The sequence below is a fragment of the Maribacter sp. genome (assembly GCF_039974175.1).
Taxonomy (GTDB): domain Bacteria; phylum Bacteroidota; class Bacteroidia; order Flavobacteriales; family Flavobacteriaceae; genus Maribacter_C.
The window spans coordinates 69,327-93,069 of record NZ_JBDWJN010000004.1 but is presented as its reverse complement, the minus strand read 5'-3'; the positions used below and the strand labels follow the sequence as shown (position 1 = coordinate 93,069).

Below are 23,743 nucleotides of genomic sequence, written 5' to 3'. Positions count from 1 at the left end.
GTTTAAAATTAAATTGAAAGTGTGTCAATTGGAAGCAACACAACTTTTAAATATGTAACAATTTCTTTAAATCTTTTCTACTTGCATATAACTTAACTCCAAAGGTGTTTTTCTTCCGAAAATCTTTACCATAACCTCGAGTTTGCGCTTTTCTTCGTTGATTTTTTCAACAGTTCCATTAAAACCATTGAAAGGCCCATCAATTACCTTAACCGTCTCACCAAAAACAAATGGTATAGCAACACTATCTGTGTTAACTGCCAACTCATCTACTTTACCAAGCATACGGTTCACTTCTGACTTGCGTAAAGGAACTGGATCACCACCCTTGGTCTCACCTAAAAACCCTATTACGTTGGTAATTGAGCGTATAATGTGAATCATTTCACCACCCAAATTCGCCTTTATCATTATGTAACCCGGAAAATAAACCCTTTCCTTGTTAATTTTCTTTCCGTTTCTTATTTGCACTACCTTTTCAGTAGGCACCAAAACATCTTCTAAATAGTCAGAAAAACCAAGGCGAGAAACTTCACTCTCTATATAGCCTTTGATTTTATTTTCTTGGCCACTCACTGCTCTAACCACGTACCATTTTTTCTCCAATACTTCTGACATAAGACTTTGGCTTAGTTTAATACGTTGTTGAAATACAATTTTATCAATTCACTAAATACGGTATCAACACCCCAGGTTGCTAGCGCAAACAGGATAGAGAAAACAGCTACAACCACCATCAAGTTAGATGATTCCGCTCTTGAAGGCAATGTAACATTATTTTTAAGCTCCTCAACTGACTCTCTTATATACGTCAACATAGTACTCTATTTTTTTGGAATGCTTAGACACACTTAACTAAACATATTGCGTCTCATACACCCCAGTATTCAGCACGGGAGGAGAGACTCGAACTCCCGACACCTGGTTTTGGAGACCAGTGCTCTACCAACTGAGCTACACCCGTTTATATTTACATTTAAAGGTATCCGCCAGTTGGCGGACACCCTTAATAAAAATACTTTAAAAGATCTTAATCTAAAATCTTAGTAACCTGACCGGCACCTACTGTTCTACCACCTTCACGAATCGCAAAACGAAGACCTTCGCTCAAAGCAATTGGAGATAATAAATCAACAGTAATTGTAAGGTTATCCCCAGGCATTACCATTTCAACTCCTGAAGGAAGGTTTATTGTACCTGTAACATCAGTGGTTCTTACGTAGAACTGCGGACGGTAGTTGTTATGGAATGGTGTATGACGACCACCCTCTTCTTTTTTAAGGATATAAACCTCAGCTTCGAATTTAGCGTGTGGCTTTACAGAACCTGGCTTACAGATTACCATACCTCTTTTGATATCAGATTTTTCAATACCTCTCAATAAGATACCAACGTTATCTCCAGCTTCACCTCTATCTAAAATCTTACGGAACATCTCAACACCAGTTACCGTAGAAGATAATTTTTCAGCACCCATACCAATGATATCAACAGCATCGCCTGTGTTGGCAACACCAGTTTCAATACGACCAGTTGCAACAGTACCACGACCAGTAATCGTAAATACATCTTCAACAGGCATTAAGAAATCTTTATCGACATCTCTTTTAGGAAGTTCGATCCAAGCATCAACCTCTTCCATCAACTTCATTACTGTATCAACCCACTTTTGCTCACCATTAAGTGCGCCCAAAGCAGAACCAGCAACTACAGGTCCATTATCACCATCATACTCGTAGAAAGAAAGCAATTCTCTGATTTCCATTTCAACAAGCTCTAATAGCTCCTCGTCATCAACCATGTCAACTTTGTTCATGAAAACAACAATTCTAGGAATACCAACTTGGCGACCTAAAAGGATGTGCTCACGAGTTTGTGGCATTGGTCCGTCTGTAGCAGCAACCACTAAAATCGCTCCGTCCATTTGAGCAGCACCTGTAACCATGTTCTTTACGTAATCCGCGTGACCAGGACAGTCAACGTGCGCATAGTGACGGTTAGCAGTTTGGTACTCAACGTGCGATGTATTGATAGTAATACCTCTTTCTTTTTCCTCAGGAGCGTTATCGATAGAATCGAAGCTTCTCTTTTCAGAAAGCCCTGCGTTTGCCAATACTTCAGTAATAGCTGCAGTCAATGTAGTTTTTCCGTGATCGACATGTCCAATTGTACCAATATTTAAGTGCGGTTTGGAACGATCAAAAGTTTCCTTTGCCATTTTTAATGAATTTTAATCTTATGTTTATATTAGTGTGTGTACAAAATATTCAACTATTGAGCCAACGACGGGAATTGAACCCGTGACCTCTTCCTTACCAAGGAAACGCTCTACCCCTGAGCTACGTCGGCGTAAAGTGTTTAGCATCTTCATTCCCTAAAATTTTAAGGAAGAGATTCCTGCCTTCGCAGGAAAGACAATACAGTCAATTTTGAGCAGGAGTCAAATTTACTTCAACTCTACTCGACACAGGCTTCTCACCCTGTATTCTTTTAAAATTATAGCGTTCGCACCAAAACAAACGCTTAATCTTTAAAGAATGTTCTTAGAGCGGGAGACCGGGTTCGAACCGGCGACATTCAGCTTGGAAGGCTGACGCTCTACCAACTGAGCTACTCCCGCGTTTTCAATTGATAATCATGATTATCAATTGAATTATAAAGATGTGGGGAGAGCAGGATTCGAACCTGCGAAGACGTAGTCAGCAGATTTACAGTCTGCCCTCGTTGGCCGCTTGAGTATCTCCCCTTCTTTTATACCTATCAATATTGTTAAGAACTTTCCTTTAAAATGAGCCGATAGAGGGACTCGAACCCACGACCTGCTGATTACAAATCAGCTGCTCTAGCCAGCTGAGCTACATCGGCTTTTTTACTTTTTTACGCATAAAAAAGTCCGCTATTTCTAACGGACTGCAAATGTATTGATTTATTTGTTTATTCAAAACAAATTATTGAAAATTTTAATCATGTATGAACACGCATTTTTTCCTTTCTTTTTTTCAGCTTTCGTTCCAAAGAACTACAAGCGGAATCAACGGCTTCTTCAAATGATTTGCATTGTTTTTTAATCACATATTTATCTCTGGGTACATGTAATTTAATTTCAGCAATTTTATTCTCTTTCGAACTCGTATTTTCTACTTTAAGATAAACGTCTGAACTGATTACCTTATCATAAAATGTTTCCAACTTATCCAAACGGTTCTGAACGAACTCGATAAGTTTGATGTCTGCATTAAAATTTACTGATTGAGCGTTTACTTTCATAAATGGTTTTTTAAAAGTTAAACAAATAGAAAAAAGGAGAAAAACTACTTTTTACTCCTCGGATGTGAGGCCGAATGTACTTTCTTCAATTCAGCGATGCTATTGTGGGTGTACACCTGCGTTGACGCTAAACTAGAATGGCCTAATAATTCTTTTACCGAATTTAAATCTGCTCCTTTATTAAGGAGATGTGTTGCAAAGGTATGCCTCAAAATATGAGGGCTCTTTTTTACCTTAGAAGACACTTCACTAAGATACCGATTTATAACTCTGTAGACAAGCGTTTCATAGATTTTAACTCCCCCTTTTGACAAGAAAACAAAACTTTGGTCGCAGAGCTCCTCTAAGTTTTTTCGCTCGTTATAATAGCTGCTAAACAACTGCGCTGTAGAAGACAACAGCGGTACAATGCGTTCTTTGTTTCTTTTTCCCAAGACCCGAATTGTATTGCTATTCAGATCTACATCTTCCAATCTTAAATTAATTAACTCGGCTCTTCGAATTCCAGTTGTGTATAATAACTCTACCATCAACCTATCGCGTTGCCCTTCAAAGTCATTTTCAAAAGCAATTTGTTCTAAGGCATTTTTCATTTCCAATTCGGAAAAGGGCACCTCAACCTTTTTAGCTGTTTTTAGCGCTTTATGCTTTGCCAAAGGATTGGAGCTGATTTTTTCTATTCGCTGTAAAAAGCGATAGTATGCTTTGAGGGAGGCTACTTTACGATTGATGCTCCTATTTGAAATAGATTTGTTAACCAAAGACACAATCCAGTTACGAATAAGCGCGTAGTCTACATCATCAATTGTCGCTATTTCGTATTCTTCAACACAAAAGGATGTAAATTCTTCTATATCTCTTTGGTAAGCTTTTACCGTATGAACCGAGTAGTTCTTTTCTAAAGAAAGATAGGAAATAAAAGAATGGAGTGAAGACATATATCAAAGTTACTACTTTGTTTCACTTTGAGGCATAAAAAAATCCCGCCTTAAGCGGGATTCGATATCTAGTATCTAAGATTTAAGAAAATTATATTTCTTCTTGATCTCTTAAACCTTGGATGTATTGTGCTTTTTGAATCTGAGCTCTGCGAGCTACTGAAGGTTTTGTAAATGCTTGCCGCTTGCGCAACTGACGCATTGTACCTGTTTTATCAAACTTTCGCTTGAAGCGCTTTAAAGCTCTATCGATGTTTTCTCCTTCTTTAATTGGTATTATTAACATGGGCTACAACCTCCTTTCTTTAGTGATTAAGGCTGCAAAGATAGTAACTAATTTACAACTCGCAACCAAATACGGATAAATATCCTTAAAACTATTTTCGATCAAAATGCTGCTTAACCCTTAGGGGCTTTGTACTCCTTCTTATCGATCACTATCTTTGCAATAATCTCTCTAAGAATTTCTGAAGTACCCCCTCCAATCGGACCCAGTCGGCTATCTCTCAACAAGCGCGCCATAGGGTAATCTTCTATATAACCATATCCTCCCAAGAATTGCAAGCATTCGTAAGCAACTTCGTCTGCCATCTTAGTGGATCGCAACTTTGAAATTGTAGCCTCTTTTACCACATATTCACCGCACTCCATTTTAAACGCAACTGAATAGTTGTACTCGCGACACATCTCCATATCGGCATACAAATCAGCAATACGATGCCGTAATGCTTGATATTGATTAATCGTTTTACCGAATGTTTCGCGTTCAGACATGTATTGAAGTGCGTACTCCAATGCGTAGTCGGCTCTTGCGTGTGCATTGATGCCCATAACAAGTCGCTCAAGTGCAAAGGCCTCCATTATATAGGCAAAGCCTTTGCCAGCTGTACCTAAAACATTACTTGCTGGAACTTCAACATTATCAAAGGCTAACTCGGCCGTATCAGAGGCTCTCCAACCCAACTTATTGAGCTTGTTGGCCGAAACCCCTTTGCTATTTCTATCGACCACAAGCATAGTTATACCCTTGTTACCGGCTGAGGGGTCTGTCTTGGCGGCAACCACTATGTAGTCACAGTATACACCATTGGTAATAAACGTTTTGGACCCGTTCAAGATATAAGAATCTCCATTTTTTTCTGCAGTAGTACGCATACCGGCAACGTCGCTACCTCCAAAGGGTTCACTGACACCTAAACAACCTATTTTTTCTCCTACAACACTGGGTTCAAGATATTCTTTTCGAATCTTCTCGTTGGCATTTTTATTCAAGTGAGTCATGGCCAAATACGCGTGGGCCCAAATTGCAGCCGCGAAACCTCCTGAATTGATCTTTTGTAGCTCTTCTAAGAGGATAACCGTATAGAATAAGTCAAGCTCCAATCCGCCATCTGCTTCTGGGGTGGCCAAACCGAAGTAACCCATCTCACCAAACTTTTCCCAAATAAAACGATCAATGGTACCTGTCTCTTCCCATTGTTCGATATGGGGGGAAACTTCTTTTTTTAAAAATTCTTTAAGGCTTTCTCTAAATAATTGATGTTCTTCAGTGAAGTACACTCCGGGCATAGCAATTTTTTTATAGAGACAAATATAAAGCTATTCTATGAATCTTTTCTGCAGGAAAATTTTCAATTTTTGCCAATTCCTCAAAGGATTCAATACTTCCTTTCGAATTCCGATAGCTTACTATACTTACGGCTACATCTCTTTGAAGATATATCAATTTTGTTAACATTTCAACAGAAGCAGTATTTACATTAATTTTTTCAATTTGAGGAGTTTTCAAGACCTTAAATCGTTTTAGTGTTCTTTGAACCACCTCAGAGTCTAAGCCATAGACATCCGCCAATTGTTCATCGACCAAAAACCCTCCAAGTCTATCTCGAAACTTAATAATGCGCGCAGACAGTTTTTCCCCTATCCCATTTATAGATCTAAGCTCTTCGGCAGTCGCTGAATTTAAGTCTTTGACTTCAAATATGCTTTTTGCAGACTTTGATTCTTGAATTACACTAGCGGAGTACGGCTTACTTTTTGTCCATTCCGGGAATTTGAAATAGGGAGCAATTGCCTTCAATAAAGAATCCGATACCAAAGTGACTCGCTGAAATTCTTTAGGTGAGTTTACGTACCTATCTTTTGAGCGAAAACTTTGAAGCCTATCAATTTCGGCAACCGACATCCCTAAAGAATACCCTTTAAAATCTGTTATGAAGTTGGGGTTAAAAGGAAATATCTTTAGCGATTCCTTCGCTAGAGCCTCTTCTTTCAATACTTTTATTTTAGCTTGCATTTTTTCATCTGCAGAGAAGGAATTTACAGATGGTTCGGTTTGAAGAGATCGAAATACAAAAGAACCAACTTGAAGCACTACTATAATAAGGAGTAAAAAGAAAATCCCACTTCGTTCTTGTTTGTTGAACTTGAAGTGGGATTTGAAATTTTTCAAACGCGTTTATTTACGATTTCTTGATAGCGGCTAAATAACGATTCAATTCCTTTTTAACTACAGGGAATAATATCATCAAACCTATCATATTTGGGAACACTAGTGCAAGTATCATCGCATCAGAGAATGCGAATACTGCGCCCATTGATGCAGATGCGCCAATGATGATAAAAGCGATAAACAAAACTTTATAACAAAGGTCAGCTGCTTTACTTCGTCCAAATAAATATTTCCAAGATTGAAGTCCGTAATACGACCAAGAAATCATGGTCGAAATGGCAAAAAGCAATACTGCAAAGGTCAATACATAGGGAAACCATGGTATTACGGATTGAAAGGCCATCGATGTCAAGGTAACACCCCCCACGTCAACACCATCAACCAATACTTGACCTGCACCATCACCGCCATATTCAAAAGCTCCGCCACTATTATAGAAAATAATTACTAGCGCTGTCATCGTACAAATAACTACCGTATCAATAAACGGCTCCAGCAGCGCGACGATTCCTTCAGAAGCAGAATACTTGGTTTTTACTGCTGAATGTGCAATTGCCGCTGAACCAGCACCAGCCTCATTAGAGAAAACTGCTCTTCGGAATCCTACAATCAACACGCCAAATAATCCACCTAAACCTGCTTCGGGAGTGAAAGCACCTTTAAAAATAAGTCCAAAAGCATCATCGATATATGAGAAGTTTGCGAAAATTACTATCAAACAAGCTATTGCATAAATAACAGCCATGAACGGAACTATTTTCTCAGTTACCTGAGCAATTCTTTTGATACCTCCTATGATTACTATACCAACTACGATTGCCAAAACAATGCCGATAATAAAGCCTGAAGAACCACCCTGTAAGCCCATCATACCAATCAATTGTTCTGCAGCTTGGTTAGACTGTACGGCATTACCGCCACCGAAAGAAGCACCTACACAAAGAACGGCAAAAATCACAGCTAAGACTTTACCAAGACCTGTGAAACCTCTTTCCTTTAAACCTCTTGAAAGATAATACATTGGACCACCATAGACCGTACCATCTTCACCAACATCTCTATATTGGACACCCAAAGTACATTCCACAAACTTGGTCGACATGCTTAATAATCCACATAGAATCATCCAAAAGGTGGCTCCAGGACCACCAATGGCAATTGCCAAAGCCACCCCAGCAATATTACCTAAACCTACAGTACCTGATACTGCAGTAGCCAATGCCTGAAAATGACTTACTTCGCCTTCTTCACTTTCATCACGAATTGTATCAGGTAAATCACCATCTACAATGTTTACTTCCGCCTTCTCGACACCATGACCTTCAGGAGCCTCCACATCATCATACTTTCCACGGACAACGTTAATCGCCAAAGGAAATTTTCGAATGTTTATAAATCCAAAATACAAGGTGAAAAAAGTAGCTCCTAGCACCAGTATAATAACAACTAAAGGAATGCCCGTACCTGGTACCTGCCAAAAAACAATTCCTTCCCAAACTGCAGTTATGGGCTCAAACCAAGCATTGATTCTTTCATCGAGCCCCATGGCTGAGGTTTCTTGTGCCGTACTTAAAAAAGGTAAAAACAATGTAAAAAGCGTAAGAAGTCTATACTTCATAATTCGAGTTTTGGTTTTAGTTTAAAGTTCGTTGGAAGGCAATATCATAAAAATAAGCAACACAATCAAGCAATATTGTTAAATTAACTTAGTCAATATGAAACATCTCATTTAGTTTTCGAATTTGTTCGGGTTTACCTAAGACAATTACTTTGCTTTTAGGTTGTAACTGTAAATCGGCATCCGGATTAATAATGTAGTCTCCATCGGGTGCAATATACCCTATAATAGTACAACCCGTTTTACGTCTTAAATCTAAATCTCTAAGGGAGTTACAATCCACTTGGTCGGCAAAATCTTCGATAGCAACCTCTTCTAAATTTGTGGTATGTTCGCCTTCTATCGACAGCTTATCCATAAAAGTGATTAAGTCAGGCATTACAACCAAAGAGGCCATATGATCTCCCCCAATTTTATCAGGCATGATCACTTTATTTGCACCGGCTAAGAATAGTTTCTTCTGTGACGTTGCTAGGGAAGCTCTACTTATAATAAAAAGCTTTTGATTCAATTGTCTCGCAGAAAGTACAACGAACAAATTGGCCGCATCATCGGGCATTGCGGTAATAAGATATTGCGCTTTTGAAATACCTGCTTCATTTAATACAGCATCGTCGCTTGCATCACCTTCAATAAACCATATGTCATTTTCATATTTTTCAACAACCGCTTTGTTTTTCTCGATGACCACAAAAGGTTTATTATAGGCATTCAAGCGATCGGCGGCCTGCATACCGTTTCGTCCGTAACCGCAAACTACAACATGGTTGGATAAACTTTTGATCTTGTTTTTCACTTTTTTCTTTTTTAAAAGTTGAAGGGAATTTCTTCCTAGAAGATATTCAGTTAGCACTGCTATGGCAAAACCAAGTATAAATACACTTGCTAAAATTAAAAGTACGGTAAAAATCTTGGCCGTATCGTCTAATGGATGTACTTCCTTGAAGCCCACGGTGGCCATAGTAATTACTGTCATGTAAAGCGCATCGGTCCAGGTATAACCTGCGATAAATCGATACCCTAAAACCCCAATTAGCACTACGGCATGTAGCAATGATATGGCAAGGTAAATTTTAGACCGGGAAAGTTTAATCATATTTAAAGGTCAAAAACGGAAGTTCTTTTCGTATAGACAAGATCTTTGATTTTTAGCCAAAACGCCAAAAACAAATATAGCGCAAAGCCAAAGCCGACGGTTACAAACGTAAGATAAATAAATGATGTTCTCACCACACGGGCTCGAATACCTAAGCGCTCAGCAATTCGTCGACATACTTCGAAGCCGCGCTTTTGAAAATAGTATAATATGGTGTAGAACCAATTCACATTCTAAAATTAATCATTTCCATGTAATAACGCATTACCTACTGCACAATGCAAGCATTTATGCTTTGTACAGTATTCATTGTATAACTCAAGAATAGCCTGACTATCTTTTGCATTTTCCGCAAGCACTCCTTGCGTTTTGAAATTAGAAATAATCGAATTATTTTCCGTTTTTATCTCCGCTATAATCTTGATAATATCTTCGTTGGCATCTTTTCCAAGTTGCCGCGAATAACAAAATTTCAAGGGAAGAATGGAATTGATTATCAACAAATCAATAAATTTCTTGCTTAACTTTTTAGTGCTTTTCTCTGCAGTTTTTCCGAAAGTAAAGTGATCATTCCAATACGCACTTGCCGAAACATCAAAAAGAGCATATAATTCTTTTAGGGTATTACTATTTATAATCTTGTCAAACAGGTTTTGATGTATTGCATACAAATTAGCCAATTGAGAAAGTCTGATGGTCGGAAAGTTCGGCGGACGAACTTTAAAGAATTCAGGCTTTATTACACCCACAGCATTTAAGTCGAATTTGTACCTTAAGTAGTGATATTCATTTTGCAGTTGAACATAATAAGAATCCAAGATTGATTTATCTTCCAGCAAATGCGTCAGGCCAAAGAAAACACTTTCTAATTGCGAAATATTGAATTGTAGTTTTCGTATGATCGATAAATCCAAAGCATGTGATAAGCTTAAAAAGGACTCTCCATTGATTTGAAGTCCGAAGTTCTTTAGTAGTAAGGAGAATAAAACCTGTTCCCAATCATTTTTTGAAGCCATTAATAGTGATGCTACGAACTCCGATTTACGTTCCAAACGTTCAAAGTACAATCGCTCTAACCAGTTTTGAAAGAGGAATGTATCTACTTGGGCGACGTCCTTTTCACAGTTGATGAAGGTTTTTTGTTTTTTATCAAACAGATTCTGATATCTTACCAACAACTCTTTCGGAATATAATTTTTAAGCTCCAGCGTTGGAATTAGAGAACCGTCTTTTCGAAAAACCGATGCATCATCGCTCCAAACTACATGTAAAATGACATTATCATAACGATCATCTTCATCGTGTTGATGAGCATACCAGTCAGAGGATTTGACATGTATTTCGACATTTCCCGCCCATAGTTGCCTACCAATACTGAGCTTTGCATTAAAAAAGTCAGGACCTGCCAGGTGGTTGTGTAAACCTGCATCGAAAATTGCGACCGATTCATTCTTAGAAGTATGCAAATCGACAAGTTGCAACTTTTTATATTTCCAAATGAAGTGAAGCAGGTCTTCGCGCATTATAGGTCTTGTTGGAACATAAATGTAATAAAAGTCTATTTTTTTTAAGGTAACATCACCACTATGACATCCGCCGAAAGTATTTTGCGCTCCTTATTCATTTCCGTTTTTCCTTTGGCGGCAGTATGGCTTCTAATGTATGGAATATTTCAAATTTTTGAGCATGGTTTTTCTTTGGTGCTGCTAGGAATGCTTATGGTCTCAACCATCATAGTTGTTCTCTTTGCTGGCCTATTTATAAGGCCGAGAGCAAGAACCGATGCAAAGTTGAAATTGCATTCTATCGGAATAGCTTTCGGAATGTTAATTTGCCTCGTAGCCCTATTTCTAGAAAAGACACATCCTGCAGAAATTATGCCAGCACTCATACTAGGAATTGGCTGGATCTTTTATTTGAGTTGGTATTCGTTATTTGCAGATAGAACCAACGAAGTTTTGAAAGTGGGTAATCAGCTGAAAGAATTGCAGCTAGAAAATGCTAAGAAAGAACAGATTTCAACTGCCTCATTTCTTGGAAATCCAAGCATTTATATTTTTTTCAGAGGAAACTGGTGCCCACTTTGCATGGCTCAGATTAAAGAAATTGCCGGGCATTACACCACCTTAGAAAAATTAGGTGTACATACGGTTTTAATCAGCCCACAACCACACAAGCAAACAGAGAAACTCTCGCTCAAGTTCAGACTCAATTTCCATTTCTTAGTAGATCGCAAAAATAAGGCAGCAAAACAATTAGGTATTTTTGCAGAAAATGGAATACCTGCCGGATTTCAAGTATTGGGCTATGATAGTGATACGGTAATGCCAACAGTGGTGATTACAGACGAAAAGGGTAAAATTATTTTCGCTGACCTTACAGACAACTATCGTATACGACCAGAACCTGATGTATTTCTGAAAATCATTAGGCAAACTATTCGGCAACCTCACCTTCCCAATTCATAAAACCACCTTCCAAATTAAAAGCATTTTCAATGCCAATGCTATTCATGATAGCGCAAGCCTGCCCGCTTCGGTTTCCGCTTCTACAGTAGACGTAATAGTTCTTGTCTTTATCTAAGTTTTCAAGCTCGTCTAGAAAGCCCTGTCCCAAGTAAATATCAATATTGGTGGAATTAGGAATATAACCCTCCTCCACTTCCTCAGCCGTACGAACATCTAAAACAAAGGCATTAGTGTCATTTTGCAGTTGCCCTGCCCATTCCTCTTGTGATAAATCTGCCATATAAATTCTTTTTTAATAGAAGTACAAATGTAAAAATCCGAAGTGAATACTACGGATTTTTTATGCTTAAGTTCTTTTTATCAGTTACGCTTTGATCGAGCAGCCTATCGCTCTTGTGGTTTCAACTTGAATTGGTTGCCCATTTAACATGGCATCGACGGCATTTTCAACAAATTTTTCCTCAACACCAGTCTCATCGGCATAATTATCGTCGATTGTGCCGATATATTTTACTCGATTGCCATTGTCTGTTTTTTCCAAAAGAAAAACATGAGGGGTTCTTGTAGCACCATATTGGGGGTAAATTTCTTGTTTTTCATCTAACAAATATGGAAAGGTAAACCCCTTTTCTTTAGCACGAACTTTCATAAGATCATAACTATCCTTAGGTTGTAACTCGGGATTATTGGGGTTAATAGCAATAACAGGAACTCCTAGTCGGCTGTACCTTTTATCTATAGCGATGATTCTGTCTTCATAAGCCACTGCATACGGACAACTATTACAGGTAAAAATAATTAAGAAACCTTTCGCATTTTTATAATCAGAGAGCGAAACCATTTGCCCATCTATGTTCTTCAATTTAAAATCAGTGGCATAGTCACCAATGCTATAACCTTCATTCAAAGGCATAAAGTTGTAGCTGAAAACACTGCTAAAAACAACCAATGCCACAAGTGCAAAATTCATTTTTGTTTTCATATTCAATTTATTTAAAAGTGTTTAATTCTCTAATAAGCTCGTCATACTCAAATGACTTTTCATATAAAATGCGTTTGTCATTGTTATAAATCAAGGTGGCTGGAATACCGCCTGACCAATTTGCATCTACTTTGGGAATCCATGTGTTCTGTTTTGGGTCATCTAAGATCAGTACTTTCGAACGTATGTTCTTTTTTTTAATAAATGGTATTAACTGAGTTTTCCACATTTTAGGCATATCTAAACTCACCAAAATCACCTTAACATTCTCTTCTTTTTGCTCGGCGTTTATTTTCTCAAAATAGGGAAGTTCTTTAACACATGGCGCACACCAAGTAGCCCAAAAATTGATAATATAAGTTGTATCATTTTCTTGGTACAATTGGGGTTCAAGCTCATCAAAATCAAAAATTTCTATGGTTAAGCCATCTGATTCCAATAGCCGTGTAGTATCCTTTTTTGCAATGCTTCTTAACTTTGCAGTCTCGTCAATTTTCTGGCTTTTTTGTTTGCATCCAAGGGTAACCGCTAAAAGGAAACAAATAACAACTCTTACCATACGCTTCGCTTTGTATCTAATTTAAGCATCTGTTATCTAACCGTTTTATTTTTAACAAAAAATTAAAGATGATATGCTTTTTTAGCAAACTAATTTATTACATTTGTATATACAATTGTTGTAATAACATGAATGTTGAGCAAATCATAAAAACAGAAAAAAAAATCCCACTTGAGAGTAGGACTATTATTCATTTTATGCTAGTTAACAACAAAATAAATGAAGCTATTTCAGTTGCTTTAAAGCCCTTTGACGTCTCCGTACAACAGTTCAATGTGCTGCGAATTCTAAGAGGCCAAAAAGCTAAACCGGCCAATCTTTCTACCTTAAACGAAAGAATGGTAACCAAGATGAGTAATACTACTCGATTGGTCGACAAGCTCATTTTGAAAGGGTATGTTGATAGAATCATTTGCCCTTCAAACCGTAGGAAGGTTGAAATCAGTATTACCGCGGCAGGAAGAAAAGTTTTGAAGCATATGGATGCCGCAATGATAAAAGCTGAAAAATCTATATTACAAAATATGTCTGAAAAAGAATTAGAACACCTGAACATTTTGTTCAACAAATTTTGAAATAGAAGCACTAATTATTAATTACATTTAAATCAAATTATGAAAAAGACAGTTTTAAGTTTAGCATTCGCATTGGTATTTGGCCTTACCACAACGGCATCCGAACCTATGAATGGTGAAAAAAAAGAAGTAAATACGGAAACCAGTACAGTTACTTGGAAAGCGTATAAAGTTACAGGGTCGCATACCGGCACGGTCGATTTGCAATCTGGGGCCTTACTGTTTGACGGCGACAAATTAAGTGGTGGGGAATTTGTGGTAAACATGCCCACTTTGGTATCCACTGATCTCGAAGGAGAATACAAAGGAAAGTTAGAAGGCCATCTAAAGTCAGACGACTTCTTTGGCGTGGCGACTCACCCAACTGCAAAATTGGTTTTTACCGATATCAAGGCTTCTGGGAAAAATTCTTATGAGGTTACGGGAGACCTTACCATAAAAGGAATTACCAAACCCGTGAGTTTTGATGTTTCAGTATATGGCAGCAAAGCCACAGCTACTATGAAAGTAGATCGCTCACTATATGACGTGCGGTACGGTTCAGGCGCTTTCTTTGAAAATCTTGGTGACAAAACAATCTACGACGAGTTTGATCTTGTGGTAGATTTAGAGTTTTAACTAGACTTAACCTCACAGTTAAGCAACCCCGTATTTATCAAACAATGCGGGGTTTTTTTGTTTTTATTCAATACAGTATTGGTGCTTTTAAAAATGATTTCTATATTTGAGCAATGATTTTAAGAAACACAAATACTTGGTGGTGGAACAACTCTCGACAGTCATCGTGAGCTGAGCATCATTATAGTAAAACTATATAAGGCCTGTCTTCACGACAGGCCTTTTTTAATGAATAAATATATTTAATCTTATTTCGACCTGCGTCGAATGCAAGCGAAAGATTTCATGGCATGAAGTACAAACTAACATCACATCACAAGAAAATACTGGCCGATACGATCACCCCCGTCAGTGTATATCTAAAAATTAGGGATAGATTTCCAAATAGCATTCTACTTGAAAGTAGCGACTATCATGCCAACGACAATAGCTTTTCCTATATCTGCTGCAATCCGATTGCATCGATTAGCATTGAGAATGAAGTGGTAAGTCAGCGATTTCCTGATGACACCACAAATGAAATTCAAATTGATGCCCTCACCGATGTGGTGGGCATTATAAACGATTTTAGTCAACGCTTTGATAGCGGAAAAAGCGATTTCAAATTTATTGACAACGGACTCTTTGGTTATATGGCGTATGATGCCGTACGCTATTATGAAGATTTACAGCTATCTAAAAAAGAAGGTTCAATTCGCATTCCAGATATTTATTATGCGGTCTACCAAAATATAATTGCCATAAATCATTTCAAGAATGAGGCCTATATTTTTGCGCATTGTTTCGATTCAGAAAACAACATTTCCGAAATTGAGCAGATTTTAAATGTAAAGAATTTTGCTTCCTATAATTTTTCTATGAATGGAAAAGCTTCTTCCAATCTAGAAGATACGGAGTATAAGGAACATGTAGAATTAGCAAAAAAGCATTGCCAACGCGGAGATGTCTTTCAACTGGTCTTATCGCGCAGATTCTCACAAGGCTTTAAAGGCGATGAATTTAATGTGTATCGCGCTTTGCGTTCCGTAAATCCCTCACCCTATCTTTTTTACTTCGATTATGGAGATTTTAAAATCTTCGGTAGTTCTCCTGAAGCACAACTTATAGTGAAGGACGGTACTGCAGAAATACACCCCATAGCCGGAACATTTAAGCGCACTGGCAACGATGAGCAAGATGCAATTCTGGCCAAACAATTGACAGAAGATGACAAAGAGAATAGCGAACATGTAATGCTGGTTGATTTGGCCAGGAACGACCTAAGCAGAAATGGAAATATGGTCGAAGTTGCCAACTATCGCGAAGTTCAATTCTTTTCACATGTTATTCATTTGGTCTCCAAAGTAACAGGGCAAAAGAAGAAGGACATTCCTACTATGAAAGTCGTAGCTGACACCTTTCCAGCGGGTACCCTAAGTGGTGCGCCCAAACACATGGCGATGCAGCTCATTGAGAAATATGAAAAAACAAGTAGAGGCTATTATGGAGGTGCTATTGGTTTTATGGACTTCAAGGGAAATTTCAATCATGCCATTATGATTCGAACCTTCCTGAGCAAAAACCACGAATTGCATTATCAAGCTGGGGCGGGTTTAGTAGCAGCCTCAAATGCAGAAGACGAATTACAGGAAACCTATAACAAACTGGGTGCCTTGACAAAGGCACTAGAAATTGCAGAATCGATATAAAATGAGGAAGATATTAGTTATAGACAATTATGACAGTTTTACGTATAATCTAGTCCATTATTTAGAAGACTTAGACTGTGACGTCATTGTAAAACGCAACGACCAATTGACATTGGACGAAGTTGATGCCTTCGATAAAATTGTGCTTTCTCCCGGACCGGGAATTCCAGATGAAGCAGGACTCTTAAAGGAAATCATTGCGCAATATGCCCCAACGAAAAGTATTTTTGGTGTTTGTTTGGGGCAGCAAGCCATTGCCGAAGTTTTTGGGGGTACAATAGTTAATTTGGAAGAGGTATATCACGGTATTGCCACAAAAATCAAAATCACTGAAGAGGATATATTATTTGAGGGGTTAGCCAAGGAAATTGAGGTGGGTCGCTACCATTCGTGGGTCGTCGACCCAAATCTTCCGAAAGCTTTAAAAGCCACTTCATTTGATGAAAACGGTCAAGTGATGTCGATAAGACATACCGCATACGATGTTTGCGCAGTACAATTTCACCCAGAGTCTGTATTGACTCCTGATGGTAAAACGATCTTAGAAAATTGGTTAACTAATTAAAATAAAAGCCTAGTCCTCCCTCAGGGGCCAGGGGATGTAGACTTATGAAACATACACTAAACAAATTAATAAACCACGACATTCTATCAAAAGAGGATGCGAAACAGATTTTGGTCAATATTGCCAAAGGAGACTATAATACCAGTCAAATTGCTGCTTTTCTGACGGTGTATATGATGCGGAGCATCACCATCGAAGAGTTAGAAGGTTTCCGTGATGCCCTTTTGGAGCTGTGCTTAGCCGTAGATTTATCTGCCTATAATCCTATAGATTTATGCGGTACAGGTGGTGATGGTAAAGACACTTTTAATATTTCGACACTGGCATCTTTCGTTACTGCAGGTGCTGGAGTGAAAGTAACCAAACACGGCAATTACGGGGTTTCCTCAAAATGCGGAAGTAGCAACGTAATGGAATTTCTGGGCATCAAATTCAGCAATAAAGCCGATTTTTTAGAAAAGTCAATAGCGGAAACCGGGATCTGTGTTTTGCACGCTCCATTATTCCATCCGGCAATGAAAAATGTGGCTCCAATACGAAGAGCACTTGGAGTCAAGACTTTCTTTAATATGTTGGGACCTATGGTGAATCCGGCTTTTCCGAAGAACCAAATGGTAGGCGTTTTTAATTTGGAATTGGCTCGCATGTACGGATATCTCTACCAAAACACCGATAAAAATTTTACAGTACTTCATGCCCTAGATGGCTATGATGAAATCTCCTTGACTGGCAATACCAAAACGATTTCCAATGATTCTGAGGGAATGATCACACCCTCAGATTTTGGGGTGCGAGCTATTGAACAATCTGAAATAATAGGTGGCGATAGTATTGAAGAGTCTGCCCAAATTTTTATGAATGTGTTACAAGGCAGGGGAACAGAAGCACAAAACAATGTAGTTTGCGCTAACGCTGGTGTTGCCATTGCAACCGTCGAAAACATAGGGGTGAAAGATGGTTTTGAAAAGGCTAAAGAATCTTTGCTGAGCGGAAATGGCTTAAAAGCATTGCGAAAGCTACAAGAACTAAGTAAAAACTAAATCGTCTATGCCATGAGTATTTTGTTGACGAAAGAAACTGTTTGACTTTTGATTTTAGGTTAAAGATGGCTTAGTACCTCCTAGAAAGAAGCTCGAATTATAGTAGTGATAGTTATTTATATGGACATACTTACAAAAATAATAGCAGACAAATACAAAGAAATAGATTTGAAAAAATCGCTCATTCCAACAAAGCAGTTAGAAGCTTCGGTATTATTCGATAGAGCAACTTTTTCGTTGGCAAAAGCCTTGAGAAGTAGTCAAACAGGTATTATTGCCGAACACAAAAGACGTTCACCGTCAAAAGGAACGATCAACCAGAACACCAATGTTGGCCAACTGGCCATTGCATATCAAAAAGCTGGTGTATGTGGCATGAGCGTTTTGACCGATATCAAATACTTTGGAGGTTCTTTAGAGGATTTGCAATTAGCGAGGGCTTCTGTTGCTATGCCTTTACTTCGGAAGGAATTTATTATTGATGAATATCAAATCTTGGAGGCCAAAGCTCATGGTGCCGATGTAATTTTGTTAATCGCCGCTGTTTTATCGAAAGATGAGATCAAAACCCTTTCCGAGCTGGCTAAAAGTCTAGATCTTGATGTTTTGTTAGAAGTACACAACGAAGCGGAACTAAATAAGTCGATTATGCCCAGTTTAGATATGCTAGGTGTAAACAACCGAAATCTTAAGACTTTCAATGTCAACCTAGATACAAGCAAATCGCTATCGAAATTGATTCCCGATGATTTTGTAAAAGTATCGGAAAGCGGCATCAGTACTATTGAAGCTATACGTGATTTAAAACAATATGGGTATCAAGGGTTTTTAATCGGAGAGTGTTTTATGAAAACTGCCAACCCAGGTAGAAGTGCCATGGAATTCATTCAAAAATTATAGCGGCAAATGAACTACTACTATTCCAATAAAGACAAAAGGCCTTCCACTAAAAGTTTGAGAGAAGTACGGCTAAAAGTGTGCGGTATGAACAAAAACACCGCTGAAGTTGCCGCTTTAAAACCAGACTATTTGGGCTTTATTTTTTGGAAACCTTCCAAACGTTATTTTGAAGGCGATTTACCTTCCATACCTCATAGCGTTAAAAAAGTGGGGGTTTTTGTTGATGAAAGCGTATTGATAATAGTAGAAAAAGTAAAAAAGTATGGCCTTTTGTTGGTGCAATTGCATGGTCAAGAAAGTCCGGCATTTTGTGAACAGCTTAAAAAGCAAATTCCTCATGTCAAAATCATAAAAGTATTTTCAATTCAGGATGCGTTCGACTTTGGTCAGTTAGAGGACTTCGAAGATGTATGTGATTACTATTTGTTCGATACCAAAGGAAAACTTCCCGGTGGTAATGGCTATTGCTTTAACTGGGAGGTTTTGGAAACCTACCCCTCTAAAAAACCTTATTTTTTAAGTGGTGGTATAGGGTTGGAGGAACTAGATTCAATTAACGAATTTCTAAAACGACCGGAAGCCCAATATTGTCATGTTATCGATGTGAATAGCAGCTTTGAAATTGAACCCGGGTTGAAAGATATTGAAAAAGTAAAAGAATTTAAAAAAGCATTTAGCCAGATTTAAACAGATTCTCGTCTCTACGGGAATAAAACTAGAATTGTTATGTATCATGCAGACGAAAAAGGATATTACGGAGAATTTGGTGGAGCCTTTATTCCTGAAATGCTCTATCCGAATGTAGAGGAGTTACGCCAAAAGTATTTGAACATCATGTATGAGGAAACCTTTCAAAAGGAATTTCATCAGTTACTGAAAGACTATGTTGGGCGGCCCTCCCCACTCTATTTGGCAAAAAGACTTTCCGAAAAGCATGGGTGCAAAATCTATCTAAAGCGAGAAGATTTAAACCATACCGGGGCGCACAAAGTCAATAATACCATTGGGCAAATTTTGATGGCAAAGAAGTTAGGCAAATCTCGCATCATTGCTGAAACAGGTGCTGGCCAACACGGGGTAGCCACAGCCACCGTATGCGCGCTAATGGGAATGGAATGTATAGTTTACATGGGTGAAATTGATATTGCCCGTCAAGCTCCTAATGTAGCGCGTATGAAAATGTTAGGAGCAACTGTGCGCCCAGCACTTTCTGGAAGTCGAACGCTTAAAGATGCCACCAATGAGGCGATTCGAGATTGGATCAATAATCCTGTTGACACCCATTATATAATTGGTTCGGCCATAGGGCCTCACCCCTATCCTGATATGGTAACTCGATTTCAATCGGTCATATCTGAAGAAATTAAATGGCAACTGAAGGAAAAAGAAGGGCGTGAAAACCCTGACTATGTGATTGCCTGCATTGGTGGTGGAAGTAATGCCGCAGGAACATACTACCATTTCCTTGACCAACCTGCAGTTGGCATTATCGCAGTAGAAGCTGCCGGTAAAGGAGTGGCATCTGGAGAAAGTGCTGCCACCTCTGCCTTGGGGAAAGTAGGTATCATTCATGGGTGTAAAACCATGCTAATGCAGACCGCCGACGGACAAATAACCGAGCCCTATTCTATTTCAGCCGGATTGGATTACCCGGGTGTAGGCCCAATGCATTCGCATTTGCACAAGTCTGGTAGGGCAGAATTCTATTCAGCCACCGACGACGAAGCAATGACTGCGGGATTGGAATTATCGCAGTTAGAAGGAATTATTCCAGCGATTGAAACCGCACACGCCTTGGCCATTTTTGAACATAAGAAATTCAAAGCAGAACATGTTGTTGTCATTAGCCTATCAGGGCGCGGAGATAAAGACTTACAAACCTATATTGATTACTTCAAATTAACATAATGAGTAACAGAATTCATAAAAAACTTCAAGAGGGTAAAAAGCTCCTCTCCATATACTTTACAGCAGGCTATCCCGCATTAAACGACACTGTACAAATCATTGAAGATTTAGAACGAAACGGGGTTGATATGATTGAAATAGGACTGCCATTTAGCGACCCATTGGCCGATGGGCCAACCATTCAAGACAGTTCAACCCGGGCTCTGAAGAACGGAATGCATACTGAATTGCTATTCGAGCAGTTAAAAGACATTCGCAAATCGGTCACTATTCCCTTGATTGTCATGGGTTATTTTAACCCGATGTTGCAATACGGTGTCGAGGCATTCTGTAAAAAGTGCCATGAAATTGGCATTGATGGTATTATTATGCCCGATCTGCCTTTAGATGTCTATCAGGCAGATTACGAGGCGATTTTCAAAAAATATTCGCTTGTTAATATATTCTTGATTACTCCGCAAACTAGCGTTGATAGAATTAGACAGATCGATGAAGCATCTGATGCATTTATCTATATGGTGAGTTCTGCAAGCGTAACTGGCTCAAAATCTGGATTTGGAAATACCCAAACCGAGTATTTTGAGCGCATTGCGGCAATGAATTTAAGCCACCCACAAATTGTAGGTTTTGGCATTAAAGATGCTGCGACTTTTCAAGCAGCGACCAAAAATGCAAAAGGAGCAATTATCGGATCTGCCTTTATAAAACACTTGACAGCGTATGGCGCAAATACCATAGCCGACTTTACTAAAAAAATCAGATAATTGAAAGATGTATTCAATAACTGGAAAGTGGTTATTCTTCTATCTCTAGCCCTTGGGTTGGCACCCTTCTTTCCTGAGCCACATATTTGGGGAAAGTTGAAATGGATTGCAGGGGGTGCTGGAGGAATGCAAGTCATAGATTGGTTTGACGTAGTATTACACGGATTCCCATTTTTGTTTTTAATTAGATTGATTTTTTTAAAGCTCAAAAGCAAATTGTAATCCCCCAATTATCCTTATTTTTAAATCTTCAAATTCAATCTAAATTCGAATGAAAAAAATACTTTGTATCCTCTCCTTTCTTTTTGTTTTTAATTCTTCCGCACAAGAAGAAGCACAATTAAAAAGACAGGTTCGTCAGGCGATTAACGAAATACGAAGCTTTGTTAGCATTCCAAATGACGCTTTGGAACATGCTGATATCAATCGAAATTTAACATGGCTCGAAAAGAATTTTAATGCCAGGGGGTTTAATTCTTCTGTACTTCCTACAACTGGTGAATCGCTTTTCTTTGCTTCCCTTCCTATGGAAGATAACAAACCCACTATCCTTTTCTATATGCATTTAGATGGCCAATCGGTAGACCCATCAAAATGGAAGCAACCCAATCCGTATGAAGTGGTTCTAAAATCTCCTGATGGCGATGGTTGGAAAGACCAGGTTTTTGAAGATTTGAATGAAGATATCAACTATGACTGGCGTTTGTTTGGCCGTTCAACTTCCGATGACAAAGGCCCAATTGTCATGTTTTTGAGCGCGATTGATTTGTTGAAAGAGAACGAACAAGAAATTCCCTTCAATGTAAAAGTCATTTTAGATAGTGAAGAGGAAAGAGGTAGTAAACCGTTACCGAAGGCCGTAAAAGAATATCGTGAATTACTGGAAGCTGACTTTCTAGTTATCAATGATGGCCCAGTTCATGTTACGGGCAGACCGACCGTAATTTACGGATGCAGGGGAATAACAACACTTTCATTGACCACGCACGGCCCCATTAAACCACAGCATAGTGGCCACTATGGCAATTATGCACCCAACCCAGGCTTTCAATTAGCACAAGTATTGGCTACTATGAAAGACACTGATGGCAAAGTGATTATTGATGGTTATTATGATGGAATCACCTTAGACGAGAATGCGATGTCGGTGATTAAGAGCGTGCCTGATAATGTCACTACAATAAATACCAACTTAGCAGTTAAAACCCCAGAAAAAGTCGGGGCTTTTTATCAAGAAGCCCTGCAGTATCCGTCTTTAAATATCCGAGGCCTAGGTTCTGGATGGATTGGCAAAAAGGCACGTACTATTGTTCCTGAAAGTGCGACCGCTGAACTTGATCTGCGACTCGTACCTGAGAGTAATGGAGTTCGCTTGAAAAGCTTGGTCAAAAAGCATATTGAGAAACAAGGTTTTTATATTATGGATACCATTCCATCAAGAAAAGAACGTATGGCACATGACAAAATCATGACCATCACCGAAGGTTCGGTTACGGATGCTTTCCGCACAAATTTGACCGATCCTTATGGGGAGTTTATAGTGAATACTTTAAAGGAAAAGTTAGGTGACGACGTGGTGCAAATTCGAATTATGGGGGGCACAGTGCCCATATCACCTTTTATTAATGAGTTGAAAATTCCTGCTTTTATTGTTCCTATGGTAAACCCAGATAATAATCAACATAGCCCCAACGAGAATTTAAAACTTGGTCAGATCGCCTACGGAATTGAGGTTTTCTACGGATTGTTAAGCACAAAAATGTAGCTATTTGCTTCTTGACTGGTCTTTCCCTTTATGCATACGGTGATGTCTTCCAAAAAGGCGGCATAATTGTTGCAATTTAACGCCATATATGACAACCAAAAATTACCTAACTGCATTTTTACTGTGCATATTAATTGCATTCACTCCTTCGGGGTTTGCAAACGCCCCTTCGAAAAATGCATATATCAACATACAGGAACGGCTACCTACCCTAATCGAATCATTGCAAAATGGGGAAAGTTACGCTATTGAAATCACCTCTGTCGGTTGTTTTAATGGCACACGACAAACCTTGGTGGTTTCCAAGGAAGCAGACGTAATAAAAGTCGATTTTCAAGATGTTTCCAAAATCCTTTCCGAGGCGGAAATCGAAATATTTCGCAGCTTCGAAATTCAACTTCGAACATTGAAAATGGGAGGGTGTTCAACAGTTGACACTTATGTACTTCGTTTCAAAAGCGAATCATTTCGCACTAGTGATGGCAGCTGTAGCTGGAATGGAGGTAAAAAACTTCTTCAAATAATCAGCTAAGGGTTTTC

28 protein-coding genes and 5 tRNA genes are annotated in these 23,743 nt (G+C 38.7%); 13 read left to right on the top strand and 20 right to left on the bottom strand.

Annotated elements, in window-relative coordinates; translation table 11 throughout:
- Positions 1 to 66 precede the first annotated feature (66 nt).
- The 17 genes from nusG to ABJN95_RS05360 all read right to left on the bottom strand — a co-directional run bounded on the left by nusG (position 67) and on the right by ABJN95_RS05360 (position 10,894).
- Positions 67 to 618, bottom strand: coding sequence for a transcription termination/antitermination protein NusG (gene nusG, locus ABJN95_RS05440; protein WP_138658910.1), 552 nt, complete (start codon positions 616 to 618; stop codon positions 67 to 69).
- Between the two features lie 11 nt (positions 619 to 629).
- On the bottom strand, positions 630 to 818 hold the full coding sequence (gene secE / locus ABJN95_RS05435) for a preprotein translocase subunit SecE (protein WP_348369050.1): 189 nt from the start codon (positions 816 to 818) through the stop codon (positions 630 to 632).
- Positions 819 to 891: 73 nt separating this feature from the next.
- Positions 892 to 964 (bottom strand) — tRNA-Trp (locus tag ABJN95_RS05430).
- 66 nt (positions 965 to 1,030) lie between these two features.
- A complete protein-coding gene (gene tuf, locus ABJN95_RS05425) occupies positions 1,031 to 2,218 on the bottom strand; it encodes an elongation factor Tu (protein WP_348369048.1) in 1,188 nt (395 codons plus the stop codon).
- Between the two features lie 59 nt (positions 2,219 to 2,277).
- Positions 2,278 to 2,349, bottom strand: a tRNA-Thr gene (locus tag ABJN95_RS05420).
- Positions 2,350 to 2,547: 198 nt separating this feature from the next.
- Positions 2,548 to 2,620, bottom strand: a tRNA-Gly gene (locus ABJN95_RS05415).
- Positions 2,621 to 2,664: 44 nt separating this feature from the next.
- Positions 2,665 to 2,746: transfer RNA gene (locus tag ABJN95_RS05410), tRNA-Tyr, on the bottom strand.
- Positions 2,747 to 2,791: 45 nt separating this feature from the next.
- Positions 2,792 to 2,865: transfer RNA gene (locus ABJN95_RS05405), tRNA-Thr, on the bottom strand.
- 99 nt (positions 2,866 to 2,964) lie between these two features.
- Complete coding sequence (raiA, locus tag ABJN95_RS05400; RefSeq protein ID WP_348369046.1) at positions 2,965 to 3,267, bottom strand: ribosome-associated translation inhibitor RaiA; 303 nt, start codon at positions 3,265 to 3,267, stop codon at positions 2,965 to 2,967.
- A gap of 44 nt (positions 3,268 to 3,311) precedes the next feature.
- Complete coding sequence (locus ABJN95_RS05395; RefSeq protein ID WP_348369044.1) at positions 3,312 to 4,205, bottom strand: tyrosine-type recombinase/integrase; 894 nt, start codon at positions 4,203 to 4,205, stop codon at positions 3,312 to 3,314.
- A gap of 91 nt (positions 4,206 to 4,296) precedes the next feature.
- On the bottom strand, positions 4,297 to 4,491 hold the full coding sequence (gene rpsU / locus ABJN95_RS05390; protein ID WP_138658915.1) for a 30S ribosomal protein S21: 195 nt from the start codon (positions 4,489 to 4,491) through the stop codon (positions 4,297 to 4,299).
- Positions 4,492 to 4,604: 113 nt separating this feature from the next.
- On the bottom strand, positions 4,605 to 5,774 hold the full coding sequence (locus ABJN95_RS05385) for an acyl-CoA dehydrogenase family protein (RefSeq protein ID WP_348369042.1): 1,170 nt from the start codon (positions 5,772 to 5,774) through the stop codon (positions 4,605 to 4,607).
- A 10-nt stretch (positions 5,775 to 5,784) separates the two neighbouring features.
- Entirely contained in the window at positions 5,785 to 6,657 is an 873-nt protein-coding gene (locus ABJN95_RS05380) for a helix-hairpin-helix domain-containing protein (RefSeq protein ID WP_348369040.1), read from the bottom strand.
- A gap of 10 nt (positions 6,658 to 6,667) precedes the next feature.
- A complete protein-coding gene (locus tag ABJN95_RS05375) occupies positions 6,668 to 8,275 on the bottom strand; it encodes an alanine/glycine:cation symporter family protein (RefSeq protein ID WP_348369038.1) in 1,608 nt (535 codons plus the stop codon).
- Between the two features lie 88 nt (positions 8,276 to 8,363).
- Positions 8,364 to 9,371, bottom strand: a complete 1,008-nt coding sequence (locus tag ABJN95_RS05370) for a potassium channel protein (protein ID WP_348369036.1) — start codon at positions 9,369 to 9,371, stop codon at positions 8,364 to 8,366.
- Between the two features lie 2 nt (positions 9,372 to 9,373).
- Positions 9,374 to 9,601 carry a PspC domain-containing protein gene (locus ABJN95_RS05365; RefSeq protein WP_348369034.1) on the bottom strand — a complete coding sequence of 76 codons (228 nt, stop codon included), beginning with the start codon at positions 9,599 to 9,601 and terminating at the stop codon, positions 9,374 to 9,376.
- Between the two features lie 9 nt (positions 9,602 to 9,610).
- The gene (locus ABJN95_RS05360; protein ID WP_348369032.1) at positions 9,611 to 10,894 is read right to left on the bottom strand and encodes a DUF2851 family protein; all 1,284 of its coding nucleotides are present in this window, start codon (positions 10,892 to 10,894) and stop codon (positions 9,611 to 9,613) included.
- A gap of 63 nt (positions 10,895 to 10,957) precedes the next feature.
- Between ABJN95_RS05360 and ABJN95_RS05355 the strand changes: the two genes are divergently transcribed.
- Positions 10,958 to 11,839, top strand: a complete 882-nt coding sequence (locus ABJN95_RS05355; protein WP_348369030.1) for a redoxin domain-containing protein — start codon at positions 10,958 to 10,960, stop codon at positions 11,837 to 11,839.
- On the opposite strand, the gene ABJN95_RS05350 is transcribed toward ABJN95_RS05355, so the two are convergent.
- The 3 genes from ABJN95_RS05350 to ABJN95_RS05340 form a co-directional block, all read right to left on the bottom strand.
- Positions 11,808 to 12,119: a rhodanese-like domain-containing protein gene (locus ABJN95_RS05350; protein WP_348369029.1), complete on the bottom strand. Its 312-nt coding sequence runs from the start codon at positions 12,117 to 12,119 to the stop codon at positions 11,808 to 11,810. The genes ABJN95_RS05355 and ABJN95_RS05350 overlap by 32 nt on opposite strands.
- Positions 12,120 to 12,203: 84 nt before the next feature.
- Positions 12,204 to 12,821: a thioredoxin family protein gene (locus ABJN95_RS05345; protein WP_348369027.1), complete on the bottom strand. Its 618-nt coding sequence runs from the start codon at positions 12,819 to 12,821 to the stop codon at positions 12,204 to 12,206.
- 7 nt (positions 12,822 to 12,828) lie between these two features.
- Entirely contained in the window at positions 12,829 to 13,380 is a 552-nt protein-coding gene (locus ABJN95_RS05340; protein WP_348369025.1) for a TlpA family protein disulfide reductase, read from the bottom strand.
- A gap of 128 nt (positions 13,381 to 13,508) precedes the next feature.
- On the opposite strand from ABJN95_RS05340, the gene ABJN95_RS05335 reads away from it, so the two are divergent.
- The 12 genes from ABJN95_RS05335 (at position 13,509) to ABJN95_RS05280 (ending at position 23,735) form a co-directional block, all read left to right on the top strand.
- The gene (locus ABJN95_RS05335) at positions 13,509 to 13,955 is read left to right on the top strand and encodes a MarR family transcriptional regulator (RefSeq protein ID WP_348369023.1); all 447 of its coding nucleotides are present in this window, start codon (positions 13,509 to 13,511) and stop codon (positions 13,953 to 13,955) included.
- Positions 13,956 to 13,994: 39 nt separating this feature from the next.
- A complete protein-coding gene (locus tag ABJN95_RS05330; protein WP_348369021.1) occupies positions 13,995 to 14,573 on the top strand; it encodes a YceI family protein in 579 nt (192 codons plus the stop codon).
- 290 nt (positions 14,574 to 14,863) lie between these two features.
- A complete protein-coding gene (locus tag ABJN95_RS05325; protein WP_348369019.1) occupies positions 14,864 to 16,261 on the top strand; it encodes an anthranilate synthase component I family protein in 1,398 nt (465 codons plus the stop codon).
- Between the two features lies 1 nt (position 16,262).
- Positions 16,263 to 16,826 carry an aminodeoxychorismate/anthranilate synthase component II gene (locus ABJN95_RS05320; protein ID WP_348369017.1) on the top strand — a complete coding sequence of 188 codons (564 nt, stop codon included), beginning with the start codon at positions 16,263 to 16,265 and terminating at the stop codon, positions 16,824 to 16,826.
- A 44-nt stretch (positions 16,827 to 16,870) separates the two neighbouring features.
- Positions 16,871 to 17,866, top strand: a complete 996-nt coding sequence (gene trpD, locus ABJN95_RS05315) for an anthranilate phosphoribosyltransferase (RefSeq protein WP_348369015.1) — start codon at positions 16,871 to 16,873, stop codon at positions 17,864 to 17,866.
- Positions 17,867 to 17,986: 120 nt separating this feature from the next.
- Entirely contained in the window at positions 17,987 to 18,766 is a 780-nt protein-coding gene (trpC, locus tag ABJN95_RS05310) for an indole-3-glycerol phosphate synthase TrpC (protein ID WP_348369013.1), read from the top strand.
- 84 nt (positions 18,767 to 18,850) lie between these two features.
- Positions 18,851 to 19,453 (top strand): phosphoribosylanthranilate isomerase, encoded by a 603-nt coding sequence (locus tag ABJN95_RS05305; protein WP_348369011.1) that lies wholly within the window; start codon positions 18,851 to 18,853, stop codon positions 19,451 to 19,453.
- A 39-nt stretch (positions 19,454 to 19,492) separates the two neighbouring features.
- The gene (gene trpB / locus ABJN95_RS05300; protein ID WP_348369010.1) at positions 19,493 to 20,674 is read left to right on the top strand and encodes a tryptophan synthase subunit beta; all 1,182 of its coding nucleotides are present in this window, start codon (positions 19,493 to 19,495) and stop codon (positions 20,672 to 20,674) included.
- The gene (gene trpA, locus ABJN95_RS05295; protein WP_348369008.1) at positions 20,674 to 21,438 is read left to right on the top strand and encodes a tryptophan synthase subunit alpha; all 765 of its coding nucleotides are present in this window, start codon (positions 20,674 to 20,676) and stop codon (positions 21,436 to 21,438) included. The genes trpB and trpA overlap by 1 nt, the downstream gene beginning before the upstream one ends.
- Positions 21,439 to 21,660, top strand: a complete 222-nt coding sequence (locus tag ABJN95_RS05290) for a hypothetical protein (protein WP_348369006.1) — start codon at positions 21,439 to 21,441, stop codon at positions 21,658 to 21,660.
- Between the two features lie 49 nt (positions 21,661 to 21,709).
- Positions 21,710 to 23,203 (top strand): M20/M25/M40 family metallo-hydrolase, encoded by a 1,494-nt coding sequence (locus tag ABJN95_RS05285; protein ID WP_348369004.1) that lies wholly within the window; start codon positions 21,710 to 21,712, stop codon positions 23,201 to 23,203.
- A gap of 88 nt (positions 23,204 to 23,291) precedes the next feature.
- Complete coding sequence (locus ABJN95_RS05280) at positions 23,292 to 23,735, top strand: hypothetical protein (protein ID WP_348369002.1); 444 nt, start codon at positions 23,292 to 23,294, stop codon at positions 23,733 to 23,735.
- Positions 23,736 to 23,743: the final 8 nt, after the last annotated feature.